The 17,466-nt window shown below is 63.9% G+C and carries 18 protein-coding genes; 3 read left to right on the forward strand and 15 right to left on the reverse strand.

What is annotated here, in order from left to right; translation table 11 throughout:
* Positions 1-44: 44 nt before the first annotated feature.
* From ACHHRT_RS09355 to ACHHRT_RS09380, 6 genes are all read right to left on the reverse strand, one after another.
* Complete coding sequence (locus ACHHRT_RS09355) at positions 45-1,613, reverse strand: NAD(P)/FAD-dependent oxidoreductase (protein WP_395499505.1); 1,569 nt, start codon at positions 1,611-1,613, stop codon at positions 45-47.
* Positions 1,586-2,086: a thioredoxin family protein gene (locus ACHHRT_RS09360; RefSeq protein WP_395499506.1), complete on the reverse strand. Its 501-nt coding sequence runs from the start codon at positions 2,084-2,086 to the stop codon at positions 1,586-1,588. The genes ACHHRT_RS09355 and ACHHRT_RS09360 overlap by 28 nt, the downstream gene beginning before the upstream one ends.
* 331 nt (positions 2,087-2,417) lie before the next feature.
* Positions 2,418-4,100, reverse strand: a complete 1,683-nt coding sequence (locus tag ACHHRT_RS09365) for a hypothetical protein (RefSeq protein WP_395499507.1) — start codon at positions 4,098-4,100, stop codon at positions 2,418-2,420.
* Positions 4,101-4,116: 16 nt separating this feature from the next.
* A complete protein-coding gene (locus tag ACHHRT_RS09370; RefSeq protein WP_395499508.1) occupies positions 4,117-4,566 on the reverse strand; it encodes a type II secretion system protein in 450 nt (149 codons plus the stop codon).
* A 28-nt stretch (positions 4,567-4,594) separates the two neighbouring features.
* Positions 4,595-4,972 (reverse strand): PulJ/GspJ family protein, encoded by a 378-nt coding sequence (locus ACHHRT_RS09375; RefSeq protein ID WP_395499509.1) that lies wholly within the window; start codon positions 4,970-4,972, stop codon positions 4,595-4,597.
* Complete coding sequence (locus tag ACHHRT_RS09380; protein ID WP_395499510.1) at positions 4,969-5,487, reverse strand: prepilin-type N-terminal cleavage/methylation domain-containing protein; 519 nt, start codon at positions 5,485-5,487, stop codon at positions 4,969-4,971. Before ACHHRT_RS09380 ends, ACHHRT_RS09375 begins: the two co-directional genes overlap by 4 nt.
* Positions 5,488-5,567: 80 nt before the next feature.
* On the opposite strand from ACHHRT_RS09380, the gene ACHHRT_RS09385 reads away from it, so the two are divergent.
* Positions 5,568-6,212, forward strand: a complete 645-nt coding sequence (locus tag ACHHRT_RS09385; RefSeq protein ID WP_395499511.1) for a transglycosylase SLT domain-containing protein — start codon at positions 5,568-5,570, stop codon at positions 6,210-6,212.
* A 58-nt stretch (positions 6,213-6,270) separates the two neighbouring features.
* Here ACHHRT_RS09385 and ACHHRT_RS09390 read toward each other — a convergent pair whose 3' ends face one another.
* The 9 genes from ACHHRT_RS09390 to pilM all read right to left on the reverse strand — a co-directional run bounded on the left by ACHHRT_RS09390 (position 6,271) and on the right by pilM (position 14,340).
* On the reverse strand, positions 6,271-6,681 hold the full coding sequence (locus ACHHRT_RS09390; protein WP_395499512.1) for a type II secretion system protein: 411 nt from the start codon (positions 6,679-6,681) through the stop codon (positions 6,271-6,273).
* A 135-nt stretch (positions 6,682-6,816) separates the two neighbouring features.
* The gene (locus ACHHRT_RS09395; protein ID WP_395499576.1) at positions 6,817-7,524 is read right to left on the reverse strand and encodes a type II secretion system F family protein; all 708 of its coding nucleotides are present in this window, start codon (positions 7,522-7,524) and stop codon (positions 6,817-6,819) included.
* Positions 7,419-8,033 carry a type II secretion system F family protein gene (locus ACHHRT_RS09400; protein ID WP_395499513.1) on the reverse strand — a complete coding sequence of 205 codons (615 nt, stop codon included), beginning with the start codon at positions 8,031-8,033 and terminating at the stop codon, positions 7,419-7,421. The genes ACHHRT_RS09395 and ACHHRT_RS09400 overlap by 106 nt, the downstream gene beginning before the upstream one ends.
* 3 nt (positions 8,034-8,036) lie before the next feature.
* Positions 8,037-9,737 carry a GspE/PulE family protein gene (locus ACHHRT_RS09405; RefSeq protein WP_395499514.1) on the reverse strand — a complete coding sequence of 567 codons (1,701 nt, stop codon included), beginning with the start codon at positions 9,735-9,737 and terminating at the stop codon, positions 8,037-8,039.
* Positions 9,738-9,765: 28 nt separating this feature from the next.
* A complete protein-coding gene (locus tag ACHHRT_RS09410) occupies positions 9,766-10,002 on the reverse strand; it encodes a hypothetical protein (protein WP_395499515.1) in 237 nt (78 codons plus the stop codon).
* 13 nt (positions 10,003-10,015) lie between these two features.
* Positions 10,016-11,524, reverse strand: a complete 1,509-nt coding sequence (gene pilQ, locus ACHHRT_RS09415; protein WP_395499516.1) for a type IV pilus secretin PilQ — start codon at positions 11,522-11,524, stop codon at positions 10,016-10,018.
* On the reverse strand, positions 11,521-12,006 hold the full coding sequence (locus ACHHRT_RS09420) for a hypothetical protein (RefSeq protein WP_395499517.1): 486 nt from the start codon (positions 12,004-12,006) through the stop codon (positions 11,521-11,523). Before ACHHRT_RS09420 ends, pilQ begins: the two co-directional genes overlap by 4 nt.
* A gap of 21 nt (positions 12,007-12,027) precedes the next feature.
* Positions 12,028-12,561 carry a hypothetical protein gene (locus ACHHRT_RS09425; protein WP_395499518.1) on the reverse strand — a complete coding sequence of 178 codons (534 nt, stop codon included), beginning with the start codon at positions 12,559-12,561 and terminating at the stop codon, positions 12,028-12,030.
* An 18-nt stretch (positions 12,562-12,579) separates the two neighbouring features.
* On the reverse strand, positions 12,580-14,340 hold the full coding sequence (gene pilM, locus ACHHRT_RS09430; RefSeq protein ID WP_395499519.1) for a pilus assembly protein PilM: 1,761 nt from the start codon (positions 14,338-14,340) through the stop codon (positions 12,580-12,582).
* Between the two features lie 326 nt (positions 14,341-14,666).
* Between pilM and ACHHRT_RS09435 the strand changes: the two genes are divergently transcribed.
* Both ACHHRT_RS09435 and ACHHRT_RS09440 read left to right on the forward strand, forming a co-directional pair.
* Positions 14,667-16,013 carry an O-acetylhomoserine aminocarboxypropyltransferase/cysteine synthase family protein gene (locus ACHHRT_RS09435; RefSeq protein WP_395499520.1) on the forward strand — a complete coding sequence of 449 codons (1,347 nt, stop codon included), beginning with the start codon at positions 14,667-14,669 and terminating at the stop codon, positions 16,011-16,013.
* A gap of 16 nt (positions 16,014-16,029) precedes the next feature.
* Positions 16,030-17,451: an NfeD family protein gene (locus ACHHRT_RS09440; protein WP_395499521.1), complete on the forward strand. Its 1,422-nt coding sequence runs from the start codon at positions 16,030-16,032 to the stop codon at positions 17,449-17,451.
* Positions 17,452-17,466 lie beyond the last annotated feature (15 nt).

Here is a 17,466-nt window from a genome sequence, read left to right on the forward strand (position 1 = left end):
AGCCATCCCCCCCGGAAAGCTCGTCGCCCGAGTACTTGCGGCTCTCAAGCCTCATGGTAATCGCCCTCGCTGTTGACCGCCCAGATCGGGGCTTTGTCGGAGCTGCCGGCCTTGACCAGCTCCACCGCGGCCATGGCGGCCAGCATCGAGTGATCCATATTATTGTAGCGATGCATACCGTTACGGCCGATCAGAAAAAGGTTTTCCAGGCGATCGGTAAAGGCCCGGATTTCGGCAAACCGCTGATAGCTGCCGAAATAGGCCGGATAAGCCTTGGGCTGACGGATCACCACCCCGTCCAACAGGTCCGCGGGCTCGATAAAGCCCAGGGTGTGCAGTTCCGCCACCCCCAGCCGCTTAAGCTCGGCATCGGCCATCTCCCAGAGCTCATCCCCCTCGTTGCAGAAATACTCCAGCCCCACCCAGACCGTCTCCTGATCTCGTACCAGCCAGGGACTCCAGTTGTTGAAGATCTGCAAGCGGCCCAGGCGGAGATCACTCTCCTGAATATAGATCCAGTTATCCGGCGGCCGCCCCTGTTCCCCGGAGGCCGCCCGGCCCGCCCCCGGGTTCTTGCGCATCCTTTTGAAGAGCAGGCCGACGGTGAGAAAATCACGATAGACCAGCCCGGCGGCAACCTCCCGCACCGGCTCCGGCACCGGCGCCAGGGCCGCGATCAACTCCCGCACCGGCATGGTGGAAAAGCAGAAGTCGGCCCCCAGGGTCAGCTCCTCCCCCTCCCGGGTACGAACCCTGGCCTCCACCACCCGCTCCCCCTTGATGACCAGGCCAACCACCTGCTGGCCGGTCCTGATTTCGCCCCCCAGTTCGGTAACCCGCCGGGCCACCTCCTCCCAGAGCTGGCCCGGCCCCAGCTTGGGGTAGAGGAAACGGCCGATCAGGCTGGTCTCCACCCGCCCTCCTCGTCCCCGGGCCAGCAGCGAGCGCAGGGCGTGCCGTACCGCCCCGGCCACCGACAACCCCTTAACCCGCTGGGCTCCCCACTCCGCCGGGATCATCCGGCAGGGCACCCCCCAGACCTTTTCGGTGTAGTCGCGGAAAAAAGTCCGGTAAAGACGGGTGCCGAAACGGTTGATAAAAAAATCCTCCAGGCTCCGTTCCCGGGCGATGGGAAAAAGGTGGGCATAAAGATAGCTGCCCAGAATCAGCAGCAACTGGCGCAACCCCAGGGTGCGAACCAGTTGCAGGCTAAGGCTCAAGGGATAGTCGAGGAACTTGCGATGATGAAGAATCCGCGAGAGCCGGGAACGGATCAGCATCACCCGCTCCTCCGTGGCCGGATCGGGGCCGCTGGTCAGCGCGGCGCCTAAAGCCTCGGGGCCCAGCAGCACCGGGTCGGGCTCCACCCCACCCTGGACGGGAAGAATCTCCCGCCACCAGGCCAGCACCCGGGGGGAGCGGGAGAAAAAACGGTGACCACCGATATCGATCCGGTTGCCCCGATATACCTCGGTCCGGGAGATGCCGCCGATATGGGGGGATGCCTCCAGCACCAGGGGCAACACGTCGGTGTGGCGCAACAGCTCCAGGGCGGCGGTGAGTCCGGCGGGCCCGGCCCCGATGATCAGAGCCCGGCGGCGGCGCACAGCCACTCCTCCACCTCCGCCCGGCTGGGCAGACGGCCGGCGCAAACCACCCGGCCGTCGATCACCAGGGCCGGGGTCCGGTTCAGGCCGAAGCGGCCGATCTCATCGGGATCGTGAATCTGCAGGATGTCGGCGGCCACGCCCCGCTGGGCCATGACCTCAAAGACCAGCTCCTGCAAGCGGTTACAGGAGACACAGCCCGGCCCGAGGATACGGATCTCCAGGTGGGAGTCCCGGCGGCTCTCTCCGCCCAGCAGCCGCCCATACTCCCGCTCCAGGGCCCGGCGATACTCCTCCTCCAGCCCCAATGGAATGTAGTTGCGGCGGGCGATCCGCTCGTAGAGCCGGGCCACCACCTCGGCCCGGGGCTGGTCGGCCTCGGCCAGGGCCAGCCCCAGGGCCTGATCCAGCTCCAGCAGGCCCACCACCGCCCGGCCGATCTTCAGTGAGCGTGGTAAGGGGAGATCCTGATCCGTCATTGGTTTAATTTTTTGTACCGGTGCAAATTTCAACACTCTTAACCCAGCGCTAACATTTCGCGGAGAATATACTAAACATTCGGAGAGTTGCCCACCAGAACCGAAGTTGAAATCCCAGGGACCGTACAAAAAATTATACCAAGCCCCCCGGGGCCGCAAGCTGTCCCCGTGCTAACTGACCGAACCTGTGAGGTTTAAAAAAATACCGGCGGTGGCACGCCAATTGCTTTAGTGGGGAGGCGAGAAGAAATTCTCGTCTCCTTTCTCCTGACAAGGAAGCCGGACGCTCTCTCCAAGCGTGCCGGCTTCTTTGTTTTTTTCACCCGCCGCTCTACTCCTGGACCGGCGGCACGAATCCGGGCAGTTCACGGCCACCCCCCCCCAGCCTGACGGCGAACTCGCTGAACCAGGCCCGATTTTCCAGGTTTTCCCCCCAGGCATGGAGCCCCACCTCCAGGCCGGAGGTCGTTTCGAAAAGATACTGCCCGACGGCGGTGTCGACATAACTGTTGTTCTCCCCCCGGGCGGCGCCCCCGGCCTGCCCGCTCCAGCGGAAAAGGGTGAACTCTGCGGGATCGAGCTGCTCAAGGCCGGCGGCGGGCCAGAGAATACCGCCCCCCACCGCCAGACGCTGCTGTCCCTCACCATAAAAAGCGGTAACCCGGTTGAACTCGCCGCCCTCCTCCCCAAGCTGCTCGACCCGCAGGACCAGGGTCAGCCACTCCTTGAGCAGCCCGGCGGCATCGGCGGTGCCAACCGCCGGAGCCCAGGCCAGCAGTTGCAGATTATCGGGCTTTTGGAAGCCGTCGGCGGGACCGTCGCCGCTCTTCCACAGGGCCAGAAAGGGCTGGTTGGCGTTGATTCCGCCCTGCCGGTAACTGGCCGGCACCACCGCCTCGGGCAGGCGGTGGTAACTTTTTGCGGGTTCGGCAGCGGCGTCCCAGCGGACCAGGGACAAGCCGTAGCCCCTGACCTGGGCCAGCTTATGATCGCCATGCATGCGGAAGGTGATCCCCACCATGTAATCGTCGGGAATTTCACCCGGTTTACCGGTTTGGTCGGCAAAGGTAAACAGATCGGCGGCCAGTTTGATCTTGACCTGGACCTCGTAATCGGGGCGGGTGATGATGCTGATGGGCTGGCCGGCTTCATCTTTTGGCTCAAACTGCAGGGAGGCCACCGAATGCCCGGACTGCACCCGCTCCACCACGATGGCCTGGGCGGTGCCGTCATAGGCGAAAACCCCCAGCGACTTGCCCTCCTTGCCCGGCCCCCCCGCCCAGTGGGTGAGATCGAAATCGCCACTGTCCTCGAAGTCGGGGCCGCCGGCCAGCCCGCCGCCGCCCAGGGGCAGGCTGTAGGTCAGGGTCCGGCGGGCCCAGCCCGCCACCCCCCGGGATTTGAAGGTAAGCATCGGCTCCAGGGTGACCACCGCTTCGGCCGGAAACAGGAAAGGCAGGGCGGGACCATCCAGGGGCCGCAGGTCAAAGAGGCGCAAATCACCGGCAACCCGCTCACTGCGCCGGTAGCGATAGCGGGGAGCGGCAACACCGGCCAGCGGTTCCGCAAAAGCAACCACCCCGTTATAGCGGGGAAAGGCATCCAGCTCGGCTTCGACCCCCTCCAGCACCAGGTAACCGGTGGGGGCGACCAGCTGGGGGTCGGAGCCGAGCTGGCCGGCCACCCCGCCGCTGACCTTGAGATCGTAGATGCGCAGAGTGCCGCCGGGCAGAGAAAAATGCTGTTGATCCGGGTCGTTATACTTCTCCTCCAGGGCGCTATAGTCAGCGCCGGCGTGCCCCCTGAACTCGCTGACCACATAACGCAAACCGGATTCGGCCAGATAGTAGGCCCGGGCCGCCTGATTGGCGTGGACCTCGGCCATGCCGGCCGAGCCGATCAGCGAAACCACCCCCGCGGCCAACAGGGCCACCACCACGATGGTCCCGATCAGGCTGAGGAGGATGGAGCCCCGGGGAGAGCTTAACGGGATCAAAAGTATTCGAGCTGGCACGATTACGGCTCCCGGATCAGTAAGTATTACGGGGCAGGACGGAGGTGGAGAAGAGCACCGGCACCTCCCCGCTGCGATGGACCAGCCGCAAGGCAATCTCCAGCTGGCCGGCGGCGGAGTAGGAAAGGTTGAAATCGGCAACCTGATCCACCAGGATATTGCCGTCCAGGGTGATGGTCCCGCCACTGAAAGCAAGGACATTGGCCGGCGTATCCCGCCGGATGTTGGTGTAGGAGAAGGGCAGCGCCACCGCCCCTTCCGGCCCGACACAGTCGAAACAGTCCTGGAACTCCCGCGCCATTCTACTCAGGGCCAACTGGGCCTTCTGGCTGAGCACACTGTTTTCCCGGGCCAGCAGATAACCCCTGGCCCCGGCGGCGATCCCCCCGCCGGCCATGGCAAACAGCAGGCCCAGCAGAACCAGCACCGCGATCACCTCTATCAGGGTAAATCCATTTTTCCGCATGGCCCGATCCCGACCCCGACCCCGATTATTATGGGTCATAGGTAAAATAGCCCACCAGAACCGGCTGGCCCGCCGGAATCTCCACCTTGCAGATGGCAAACTCGGGGGTGCCGAAACCCGCCAGTTCCGCCGGGGAAAGGGGGACGCAATTGTAGGCGTTCTTAAACGCGGCCCAGCACTCCTGGAGATAGCCCCCGGCCTGGCACTGGTTATAGGCGCCCACCGCCTCCTCCATCTCCCGTTGCAGTTCGGCCAGCTCGCCGGTCAACCGCAGCGGCTGATAACTGCGAACCATGGAGGAGGAGAGGAAGACAAAGAGCATGGCCCCCATGATGGCGACGATGGTGATGGCGACGATCAGCTCGATCAGGGTGAACCCCCTTTGCCGCACTCCTGCCCCGGTCATGGGATAAACCCCGTTTCCCGGGTGATGGTGACGGCATGCGTCCCCCCGATTACCCTAATCGACCCGGCCTGGTCGGCAAAGTTGGTCAGATCGGTGGAGGGTCGACCATAGTAGTCGAAGCCCACCCGACTGAAACCGCCATCCCAATCCAGCAGGGGGGCTTCAACCAGATCCTCCCCCCCGGGCAGGGCCACGGGAGTCAACTCGCTCTCCTCCTGCCGGAAGAGGCGGTAACCGGAGGGGCCGACCTTTTCGATCCCCCAGATATCGTGATCGGCGGGGCCACCACTGTTGATGGCCCGCAACTGAGCGTAACGAAGATGATTTTTCAGCACGGTCGCCTGGACGCCGGCCTCCACCTCCCGGGGGGAGGTCAGCCGGCCGATCACCACCAGGGCCAGGATCGCCAGCAGGATCAGCACCAGCACCACCTCCACCAAGGTGAAACCCGCGACCCGCTGGGGCAACCGCTGGCGGCTGCGGGGGCCGACCCTGGATAATTCCGACAACTTCATGGTGTTGGTTTGCTCCCTCAACCTTTTTATCCCGGGCTACCGGGCGGCAGCGGTTGCCCAACCGGCTCCCATGGGGTAAAATGCGTACCGTTATGATCAGCCCCCGCCGCCCAATATGGCCCCTCTTGGCCCTCCCGCTCTGCTGGCTGATGCTCCTGGGCGGCTGCGCCACCACCCAGCCCCGCAACCACGCCGACATCTGCGAGATCTTCGCGGAGAACCGCTCCTGGTACCGGGCCGCCATCCGCGCCGAAAAACGCTGGAAGGTCCCACCACCGGTGACCATGGCCTTCATCTACCAGGAATCGGCCTTCCAGGCCCGGGCCAGGCCGGAGCGAACCCGCCTGCTGGGGATCATCCCCTGGAAACGGCCCTCCAGCGCCCGGGGCTACGCCCAGGCCCTGGACGGGACCTGGAACGAATACCGGCAGGCCACCGGCAACTGGCGGGCCCGACGGGGCAATTTCGCCCACGCCACCGATTTTATCGGCTGGTACAACCACCACAGCCATCGCCGCAACCGGATCCCCCCAACCGACGCCCGCAACCTCTACCTGGCCTACCACGAGGGCCACGGGGGCTACGCCCGGGGCACCTATCAGCACAAGCCCCGGCTACTGAACACCGCCAACCGGGTGCAGCAGAACGCCAACCGCTACCAGCGGCAATACGACCAGTGCGAGAAGGAGCTGAGCCGGGGCTGGCTACGGCGGCTGCTCTTCTAGAAAAAAGCGACGGGGAAACCGGCGTGCCCGATCCCCCGGCACCCTTACCCGCCAACCCTTACTGAATACTAAAAGTTTTGGTTTTATCGGCGCTGCTGGCCGCAAACCAGTCGGGACCGTCTGTGATTTCGATGGTCACAACCCCAGCGGCATAGCTGTAGTCGGCCGTAAAGTCACCCAGATCGGCGGGAATAGCCACGGCGGTGGTCCCCGTGGCCCCAACCCACTCGTTGCCGGTGATCCCCGTAGGCTCATTGGAGTTGGTGAGCAAAAATTGGGCGTAGCTTAAGGTGACATTGGAAGAGGCCGCGCCAATGGCCGCTTCCACCGCCTTTTCCTGGGCATCGCTCTGCAAGTTCTGAAACCGGGGAATCGCCACCGCCGCCAGGATTCCCAGAATCACCAGCACGGCGATGATCTCGATCAGGGTAAAACCACCCTGGGAACGCCGCAAACTTTTCCTTTCCATCAAAGCTCCTCCTCAACTGTTAATGTTAACAACACCCCTTCGCGACCCCGACCGTCGAAACCGCGCAACGGCGAAACCGCCTGGTGCCCCAGCGGCACCGACTATAGCATTTAACGGCCCAACCCGCCAGCCCGGTTAACCGACGGTTTGCACCATATCCCACATCGGCATGAAGATGGCCAAGGCAAAAAAGCCCACCACCGCCGCCAGGGCCACGATCAGCAGGGGTCCCAGCAGTTCGGTCATCCGGCCCACCTCATACTCCACCTCGTCATCGTAGTGGTTGGAGATATCCTGCAGCATCTCCTCCAACCGGCCCGACTCCTCCCCCACCGCCACCATGTTGATCACCATGGGGGTGAAATATTTGGCGGAACGCAGGGGGTCGGAGATTCCCCGCCCCTCCCGGAGCTTATCGCCGATCCGGTCAAACTCATGGGAGATGGCGCTGTTGCCGATGGAATCGGAGATGATCCGCATGGAATCCAGCACCCCGATCCCGCTCATCTGCAGAATGGCAAAAATACTGGCAAAACGGGACATGGCCGCCTTGCAGAAGACCGGACCCATGATCGGCAGAGCCAGCAACAGGCGATCCCGCCGCAACCGGCCGGCGGGGGTTTGCTGGTACCAGTAAACCGCGGTCAGCAGCAGCAGAATCAAGGGCAGGCTGACCATCCACCACTGCAGGAGCATGGTATGGAGAGCCATGGCCATCCGGGTGGGGAGGGGCAGGATCAGGTTGGCCCCGGCAAAGATGCTGGCAAAGGCGGGCACCACGAAGCTGAGCAGAAAAAGGAAGGCGGCCACCAGAGCCACCACCACGATTTTGGGATACTGCATGGCGGAGTTGATCCGGGCCTTGATCCGATGCTCATGATCCATGATATAGACCAGGCGCTCCCCAGCACCCCGACCAGGGAGCCGCTGGCCTCGCCGGCCCGAATCATCCCGATATAGAGGGGCGGAAAGACCGTGGGATGGGCGGCGAAGGCGTCCCCCAAAGAGCTGCCGGCACTGATCTCCTCGCCCATTTGGGCCACCACCCGTTTCAGCTTGCCGTTCTGGGTCTGAAACTCCAGAATCCGCAACGCCTCCACCACCGGGATCCCCGCCTTGAACAGGGTGCGGAACTGCTTGGTGAAGAAGATCAGATCAACCGGCCGGATTCGCTCCAGGGCCAGCTCCAGCCGCCGGAGATAAACCAGGAGAGGGTTTTCGCCACTGGCCACCTCGGTGGGCAACAAGCCCCTTTCCGCCAGGGCCACATAAACCGCCTCCCGACTCTCCGCCTCCAGGGTTCCGGCAACCACGGTGCCCACGTCGTCGATGGCTTTGTAGGAAAATTTCATCGCCTATACCATGACCGCCGTGGTGGCTTCCTCAACGGTGGTGATTCCGGCCAGGATCTTGGCGGCCCCGTCCTCTTTCAGGGTGCGGAGCTTGCCGGCCTGCCGCATGGCCCGGGTGATCGCCTGGGAGGAGGCCCGCTGCATGATCAGCTCCTGCACCGTTTCATCATTGGGCAGAATCTCGTAGAGCCCCACCCGTCCGGCGTAACCGGTTTGTCGGCACTGGATACAGCCGGCCCCCCGGAAAAACTCGACACCCGCCTCCTGTTCCAACTCCCAGAAGTGGAGGAGGGCCCGATCCGGCTCATACCTCTCCCGGCAGTGGGGACAGGTTTTACGGACCAGCCGCTGGGCCACCGAAACCAGCAGGGAGGAAGCGATCATGAAGGGTTCCACCCCCATGTCCAGCAGGCGGGTGATCGCCCCGGCGGCGTCGTTGGTGTGGACGGTGGAGAGCAGCCGGTGGCCGGTAAGAGCCGCCTGCACCGCGATATCGGCGGTTTCCCGGTCGCGGATCTCGCCCACCATCACCACGTCGGGGTCCTGGCGCAGAATCGAGCGCAGGCCCGAGGCGAAGGTCATGCCCGCCTTGCGGTTGAGCTGCACCTGACGAATCTTTTCCATCCGGTATTCCACCGGATCCTCCAGGGTGACGATATTGATCTCGGGCTGATTAAGTTCGCGGAGGATGGCGTAAAGGGTGGTGGATTTACCGCTGCCGGTGGGGCCGGTGGCCAGGATCATTCCGTAGGGCTTGCTCACCAGGCCGGCCAGCCGGGTTCGTTCCGCCTCCTCCATCCCCAGCTCCTCCATGGTATAGATGCCGCCCCCCATGTCGAGCAAGCGCAACACCACGTTTTCCCCATGGATGGTGGGCAGGGTGGAGACCCGGACGTTGATCTCCCGCTTGGCCATATTGATGGTAAAACGACCGTCCTGGGGGATTCTGGTGGTGGCGATATCCATGTTGGCCAAAATCTTGAGGCGGGAGACCAGGGCCAGGTGCAGGTTGCGGGGCGGGGCCGACACCTCCTGCAGGCGGCCGTCGATCCGGAAGCGCACCTGGATATACTTCTTTTCCGGACTGATATGGACATCACTGGCCTTTTCGACCACCGCCTGGGAGAGGATGGAGTTGACCAGGCGGATAACCGGGGCATCCTCGGCCATGCTCTGCAGGGAGGAGACCGCCACCTCGCCGGCCAGCTCCTCGGCCTCCCGCTCCCCCACCTCCAGGGTGGCCATATCCTCCATCAAGCCGTCAAGGCCGGTCCGCAACCCGTAAACGGTGGCGATCAGTTGTTCAAATTCGCTCTCCGGGCAGATGTAGGGCTGCACCTCCTTGCCGGTGGAACCCTCGATGGCGTCCAGGGCGTAGATATCCATGGGATCGGTCATGACCAGCAGCAGCACCGAGCCCCGCAGGCCCAGGGGGACGGCCCGGTGTTTCTGGGCCAGCTCGGGGGCCAGCAGGGTGGCCAGCCGGGAATCGATGGTGAAATCGGCAGAGGAGAAACGGGGAATCCGCAACTGCTTGCTCACCAGCTCGATGATCTGCTCTTCGCGGACAAGAGCGTTGCGGATCAGGTACTCCCCCAGGCGCAAGCCGGACCTGGCCTGATCCTCCAGGGCCCGGGCCAGCTTTTCCTGACTGATTATGCCGGCCGCGACCAGCATCTCGCCCAGCAGCACTTTCTTTCTCAAGGTCACTACCTCTAGCACGGGTGATCGATTATATGCCATCGGGCCGGGGGACCGGGCCGGGACTTGCGGCCACCCGGACGATCTGAGCCGGCAGCGCCGTCACTTGGGGAAAAAGCTCCCAGGCCGCCCGGGTTTCGGCGAAACTAAGCGGCCGCAGCCGATAGAGCAGGTTGATCCGATCCTGGAAGTTGGGCTTGGCCGCCAGCCGCTCGGCAAACTCCTCCTGGGCAAAGATGATGATCTGCAGCAGCTGGAAATATTCCACGGGGGCTGCTCCATCAGGGGGCGGCGATTCTTTGGGGCAAAATGACCGGGGTCAGAAAAATCAAAACCTCCTCCATGGCGCTGGCCTTGCTGGACCCCCGAAAGAACCAGCCCAGGCCGGGCAGATCCTTGAGTCCGGGCACCCCGCTGTTGGTGTCGGCCAACTGCTGTTTGGTGAGCCCCGAAATCACGATGGTTTCGCCGTTGGCCACGTTGAGGTTGGTTTCGGTCTGCTTCTTGATGATAAAGGGGTTGCCCTCCACCTGCCGGCTCAAATCAACCTCATCCTTGGTGACCGCGATCTTCATCCGCAGGTTGTCTGGGTCGATGATATTGGGGGTTATCTCCAGCCGCAGCACCGCGTTCTCATAGCGCACGGTGCGATCGCCGTCGGTGACGGTCACCACCGGAATCCGGGTGCCGTTCTCGGTGAAGGCCATCTGGTTGTCCATGGTGGTGATGGAGGGCTGGGACAAAATGTTGACCTTACCGTCCTCCTGCAGGGCCTGGAGCTGAAGACTGAGGAAGTTCCAGTTGCTGGAGCCGTAAAGCAGGCCCAGGGTGGAAGTGATGGGGGAGCCGTCGGGGTTCACCCCGCCGCCGAGCAGGGTTTCCTGGCCGGTGGCCGGCAGCAGAGCGGTGGGATCAAGCCCCTCGGTGATCCCGTGGGGCCGGTTTTGCCCCGCCAGATAACGGCCGGACCACTGGACTCCCAGGTCGCGGGCCACCGACTTGGAGGCCTCGACGATGGTGGCCTCGATCAGCACCTGGGGCCGGGGTCGATCGAGCAAGGTGATCATCCGACCCACCCGCTCAAGATCCTCCTGGGTGGCCTGGATCACCAGGGAGTTGGAGTGGCGATCCACCACCACCGATCCCCGGGCATTGCCCTCGCCATCCTTGGTCAGCATGGCCAGCAGGGTCTCCCGCAACTCGCCGGCATTGGCATAGCTTATCTTGACGATCTGGGAGGCCAGGGGGGCCACCCTACCGATCTCGATCCGATGGGCCCCCTTCTTCTCCTTGACCGCCGCCAGCCGCAAATCATGCTCCATGTCGTCGATGGTCATCACCCGCAGAATATCCCCCTCCCAGGCGTAAGCCAGGCCGTGGGTGGCCAGCATGCCGCGGAAGGCTTGATCCCAGGGCACGTTGTGGAGATGAACGTCGGTGGTGCCGGTGATGGTGGGATTGATGATCAGGTTAAGCTCGGCCAGCCGGGCCAGACTGCGCAGCACCGAGGTGATGGGGACGTTCCAGAGGTGCATGCTCACCGGCTTGGTGGGCATGGGGCGGAACTCATCCTCCAGGCCGGTGATGGTTTCCACCTGTTCCACCAGCGGCGCCAGCAGCACGCTTTCCCGCCGCGGCGCGGGAGAGTGCCCCCTGGCATCCTCGGCCAGCAACCGCCACTCCTCGAAAAAGCCCTCCTGCTGGAGCTGGGACTTCTGGGCGGCGCAGCCCGACAGCAGAAGCAGCGACAGGGCCAGACCGAGAGCCAACATGACCCGGCGACAACTCATCTTCCTTCCTCCTCTTCAAAGGGAATGACCACCAGGGTCTCCCGGGTGTCCACGGCGATCAGCACCCGCTCGGGATAGATGTGCCGCAGGCGGGCACCGGCGATCTCCAGCGCTTCGTTTTCGCCGAACTCCCGGCCATTGATGATCGCCATTCGTCGGGGGCCCATCTCAACATAGCCGGTGTACCGGAAAAGGTGTTCGAACTGATCCCCCGCCAGTTCGACAGGACTTTTTTCGGTGCGAAAATAGAAGGGGTCCACCGGCCAGGGCCGGTTGAGGGCCCGGGCGGCCTCCCGCTCCCGCGCCCCGATGGCCAGCCGCGGCAACTGCTCGGCAATTTCCCGGCGCAGCTCCTCGGAGGCCCCCGTCACCACCGCGGCCGGCTGCTCCAGCCCCCGACCCGGGTCGGTCAACAGCACCCAGCCGCCGATCACCATCGCCGCTCCGGCCAGGGCCAGTAAAATTTTTTCTCTCTTTTCCATCGCTCGGCTTCAGCTCACCGTTTATTTGCCCAACTTTAGCAGCAACTGCAGGGTGTATTCCCGGCCGCCGATTATTTCCCGGATCTGGAGGGAGGAGACCGCCTGGAGGTAGGGGATCTCCAGCAGTCCAAGCAGCAGCTCGCGCAAGGCCGGATAGTCACCCTCGATCACCAGCTCGACCAGCAGCAGGTCGGAGCCCCCCTCCAGGGAGGCGGGGCTGGGGGTGGCGGAAACCAGCTTCATCCCGGCCCGCCGGCTGACCTGCTCCAGCTCGGGGGCGATCCCACCAACCTCGCCCGCCAGCCCCTCCAGGGGCGGAACCGGGGGCAGAGCCAACTCCTCCCGGGCTTTTTGCAGGGCGGTGAGCTGGGCGTAAAGGGGGTCCAGCAGTTTCGCCTCCTCGATCCGCGCCTCGGTCTCGGCAATCTGCCGGCGCAGCCCCTCGGCATCCTGGCGGGTCGGCAGCACCAGCAGGAAGCTGATGGCCAGCAACGCCATGAAACCGCCCGCCAGATAGAGCAGCATCGCCACCGGAGTATTTCCCTTGATGATCATTGGCAACCAGGCCCCGCTTCAACCATATTGCATGGAAAGGGTAAATTTCAAAACCTTGCCGATTCCCGGATAGCTCTCCTCGGTGGTTTTTTGCAACCGGACGTTGCTGAACAGCCCGGAGGCCTGCAACCGCACGATATATCCCGTCAAGTAGGAGTCGAGCAGTTGCCGGTTCCCCTCGACAAAGCCGTCCAGAATCAGATTGCCGGCTCCGGTGGCGCCCTTGTCTCCGGCATCGATCATGAGACTGTGCAGCCGCACATTGGGCGCCATCGAAACCGCTGCCACCTCTCCCAGCACCGCGATGCTCTTGTGGCGGACCAGCGACCGCTCGCTCTCCTCCCGGCTTTTGCGCGCCTGGGCAAGAAGGCCACTCAGATACTGGGGGCTAAGCTCCGGACCCAGGGCGACCAGCTCGGCCTGCCGGCGGTCGAGTTCCGCCTGGTAGCCGGCCCGGGTGTGGGCCTGCCAGCCGTAAAAAACCAGGGCCAGGCCCACCAGCAGAGCCATGCCGACAACCGCCGCCCGTTGGGTCAGGCGCTCCTTGCGGGCCTGCTCCTTCTCTCGGTAGGTATGGAGAAAATTGGGGGTGGAGCCCACCTCGGCCAGGGCCAGGCCCAGGGGCACGGCAAAGAGGATCCGTTCCCTTGGCGCCGCGGGGGCGTGGATGGAGACCAGGCTCGGGCCCGCGAAGACAAAGGGGTCGAGAATTTCGACGGCTATGGCCAACTGCTCCTGAAGGTAAGCGGCCAGCCCCGGAAAGAGAGCGGCCCCACCGGAAAGGATCAGTTTTTCCGGCCGGGGAAAGTGGAGGGTCTGCTCAAAGTATTCGAAGGTTCGCTCGATCTGGTTGGCCAGCCGGCCCAGGGCCGGGGTGATCAGTCGCAGTAGCTCTTCATCCTGACCGGCACCGGCCTCGCCCCTTCCCCTCAACTTATCCTCGAACCGGGCCATGGCCTCGGCGGCGGAAAGCTCCGTGGGACTCTCCTCCACCATGGCCTCGACAAAGCTGTTGCTGCCGGTCCGGATATTGCGACTGAACAGAAAATCATGCCGGGAGAAAAGGTCGATCCGGGACCACTCCCGATCCAGGTGAACGTGGGCCCAGGACTCCCCCGGCGGGGCGGCGGAACCGGCCCGGAGCAGCTCGTTGATCGCCGCCGCCTCGCAGCTCAGCCCGCTCAAGGCAAAGCCGGCCCGGCGATACAACCGCTGCAAGGCCTGCACCGCCTCGCGACGGGCCAGATAGCAGACCACCTGCAGCTTGGGAATCCCCTTGTCCATCACCTCCCCCACCAGGGAGTAGTCGAAGATCACCTGCTGCTCGTTGAATCGCTTCTCCTTCTGCATCGCCCAGTAAACGGCGCTGGAGAGCTCCCGGCCCGAGGCCTTGGGGAGGCGCAGGGGGTAAACCTCAAGCTGATCGGAGGGCAACACCGCCCAGATCCGGGCGGCGGCGCTCACCCCAAAGTTCTGGAGGGAGGTTTTGAGAAAGGCGGGAAAGGTTTCGCCGGCGGGGGTCAGGTTGCCGGGATAAGGATAGCTCTTGCAGTCATCAAGCCGCCGGTTCGCAACGGGGCCGGTCATCCTCACCAACCGCAGAGCGTCCTCCTCAACCAGCACCCCCACAACCGGACCCTTGCCGGCGGCGGAGAAGATCCGTTTCCCTCCTCCGGAGGCGGTGGATGAGACCGGGGGCGACGAAGACTCCGCCTGGGAGTTTCCCCGAATGATTTCAAGCAGTTTCTCGGTGGATGACCCCCTCTTCACATCCCTCATGCCCGGCCCCTCATTTTTCTAAATTGGTTGAGAAAAAGGAGAACAATAAACCGTTTTTTTGTCAATTGATTTGCGCCCCTTTCTGAAAAAAACAGCACTTTTTGTTAATTTTCTTGCCGATGGCCCCAAAGCCGGCTGGCGCCCCCTTAGCGCCCTCCCCCTTTGGGCTTGACATTGCCCGACGAAGCGGTGAAAGTGGAAACGAACCGTAACAGCCCGTTGAAAAACAGGCTGTTCGTGAGGTTGGCCAAAGCCATCTTTGGCCAACTGTTAGTTGGAAAAGCCAGGGATGGCTTTTTCAACGGACTGGTAAGGAGGAGCCTGCCATGCCGAAGAAAGATTGGAAAGCCGAGACCATCGCCCTGCACGGCGGCCACACCCCGGATGTGGCCACCCGCAGCCGGGCGGTTCCCATCTATCAGACCACCAGCTACGTCTTCGCCGACACCGACGATGCCGCCTCGCTTTTTGCCCTCAAGCCCGAGGTGTGGGCCCCGCGCCTGAACCTGGATACCCCGGGATTGCGGCCCGACGATTTTCCCGCGGAAGCCACCGGCAATATCTATACCCGGATCATGAACCCCACCACCGATGTGCTGGAGCGGCGGATGATGATGCTGGAGGGCGGCGTCGGGGCCCTGGCCACCAGCTCGGGCTCCTCCGCCATCACCTACGCCATCATGAACATCTGCGAGGCCGGGCATCACCTGGTGGCCGCCTCCAGCCTCTATGGCGGGACCTACAACCTGCTGCAACACACCCTGCCCCGTTACGGCATCACCACCACTTTTGTGGCCGCCGACCAGCCGGAGGCCTTCGCGGCGGCGATCACCGATAAAACCCGCGCCCTGCTGGTGGAAACCATCGGCAATCCCCGCCTGGACACCCCGGATCTGGCCGCCATCGCCCAGGTGGCCCACCGGGCCGGAATTCCCCTGATCGTGGACAACACCGTGCCCACCCCGGCCCTCTGCCGCCCCTTCGAGTTCGGGGCCGATATCGTGGTCCATTCATTGACCAAGTTTTGTGGGGGGCACGGCAACTCCATCGGCGGGGTGATCGTCGATTCGGGCAATTTCGACTGGCAGGCTGCCGGCAAATTTCCCATGCTCACCGAGCCGGACGCCTCCTATGGCGGGGTGGTTTGGAGCCAGGCGGTGGGCAAGGCGGCCTACGTGATCCGGGCCCGAACCATTCTGTTGCGGGACACCGGGGCCTGCCTTTCGCCGATGAACAGCTTCCTGCTGCTCCAGGGGATCGAAACCCTGACTTTACGGATGGAACGCCACTGCGCCAACGCCATGGCCGTGGCCGAGTTTCTGCAGGGCCATCCGGCGGTGGAGTGGGTTCTCTACCCGGGACTGGCGAACCACCCCACCCACGCCATGGCCCAAAAGCAGCTCCGGGGGGGCTACGGCGCCCTGGTGGGCTTTGGGATCAAGGGGGGGCTGGAGAGCGGCCGCCGGTTCATCAACCAGCTTAAACTGTTCAGCCACCTGGCCAACATCGGCGACGCCCGGAGCCTGGCGATCCACCCGGCCTCCACCACCCACTCCCAGTTGACCCCGGCCGAGCAGCAGGCCGCCGGAGTCTCCCCCGATTTTGTCCGCCTCTCGGTGGGGCTGGAACATATTGATGATCTCCGGGAAGATCTGGCCCAGGCCCTGACCTGAGGGGCAAACGGCTATAATGATGATTAACCCCGCGCTTTTGCGATACGGTCGCCGGATGCTGCTGTTGCTGCTGCTGCTGGCCCCTCTGTGGTGGCCCCACTTGGGCACCCAGGCCGCCGGCGAGGAAAATACGCCACCGGCAGCCGCCCGGGCCCCGGTGGCGATTCTCACCGTCGACGGCGCCATTGGCCCGGCCACCGCCGATTACATCAAGCGGGGCTTGAACCGGGCCGCGAACATGGGCGCCCAACTGGTGGTTCTGCAGATGGACACCCCCGGCGGCCTCGATACCGCCATGCGGGAGATCATCAAGGATATCATCGCCTCGCCGGTCCCGGTGGCCACCTTTGTCCATCCCTCCGGGGCCCGGGCCGCCAGCGCCGGCACCTACATTCTCTACGCCAGCCATATTGCCGCCATGGCCCCGGGCACCAACCTGGGGGCGGCCACCCCGGTGGCGATCGGCGGGCCCGGCGCCCCCTCCCCGGGCGGCGAACGCGACGAAGAGGCGGAAAACGAGCAAGAGCGGGAGGGGGTGGAAAAGGAAGCACCCGCCGGGGACGCCCTCACCCGCAAGCAGATCGAGGACGCCACCGCCTATATCCGCAGCCTGGCCCAGATGCGGGGCCGCAATATGGAGTGGGCCGAACGGGCGGTTCGGGAGGCGCTGAGCCTGCCGGCCGAAGAGGCGGCGGCCATCAATGTGGTGGACCTGGTGGCCCGCGATCTTGCCGATCTGCTCGCTCAAATCGATGGCCGGCGGATCGTGCTGGCCGCCGGCGAGATCACCCTTAATACCGCCACCGCCCCCACCATCGCCATCGACCCCGACTGGCGCAACCGTTTTCTGGCCACGGTGACCAATCCCAGCGTGGCCTATATCTTGATGCTGATCGGGGTTTACGGCCTGTTGCTGGAGTTTTACAACCCCGGCTTTTTCGTGCCGGGGGTCACCGGCGCCATCTCTCTGCTGCTGGCGCTCTATGCCTTCCACCTTCTGCCGGTGAGTTATGTGGGGGTGGGGTTGATTCTGCTGGGGGTCGGGTTCATGACCGCCGAGTTGATGATCCCCTCCTTCGGTATCCTGGGCATCGGCGGGGTGGTGGCCTTCGTGATCGGATCGGTGATGCTTATGGATACCAGTGCTCCGGGATTTACCCTCCCCTGGCCCCTGATTATCGCGGTAACCCTGGCCACCGTGGTCTTTCTGCTGGGGGTGATCGGCATGGCCCTGAAAGCCCGACGACGACCGGTGGTGGCGGGAGCCGAGGAGATGGTGGGGGCCATGGGCAAGGCGCTAACCGATTTCGACGAACAGGGCCGAGGCTGGATCATGGTACACAGCGAAAACTGGAAGGCCAAAAGCGCCAAGTTGATCCGCCAGGGCCAACAGGTCAGGGTGATCGCCATCAACGGCTTGGAACTGGACGTGGAATAACAAGGAGGATGACGC

It is taken from the genome of Desulfurivibrio modestus, from assembly GCF_044068625.1.
GTDB lineage: Bacteria > Desulfobacterota > Desulfobulbia > Desulfobulbales > Desulfurivibrionaceae > Desulfurivibrio.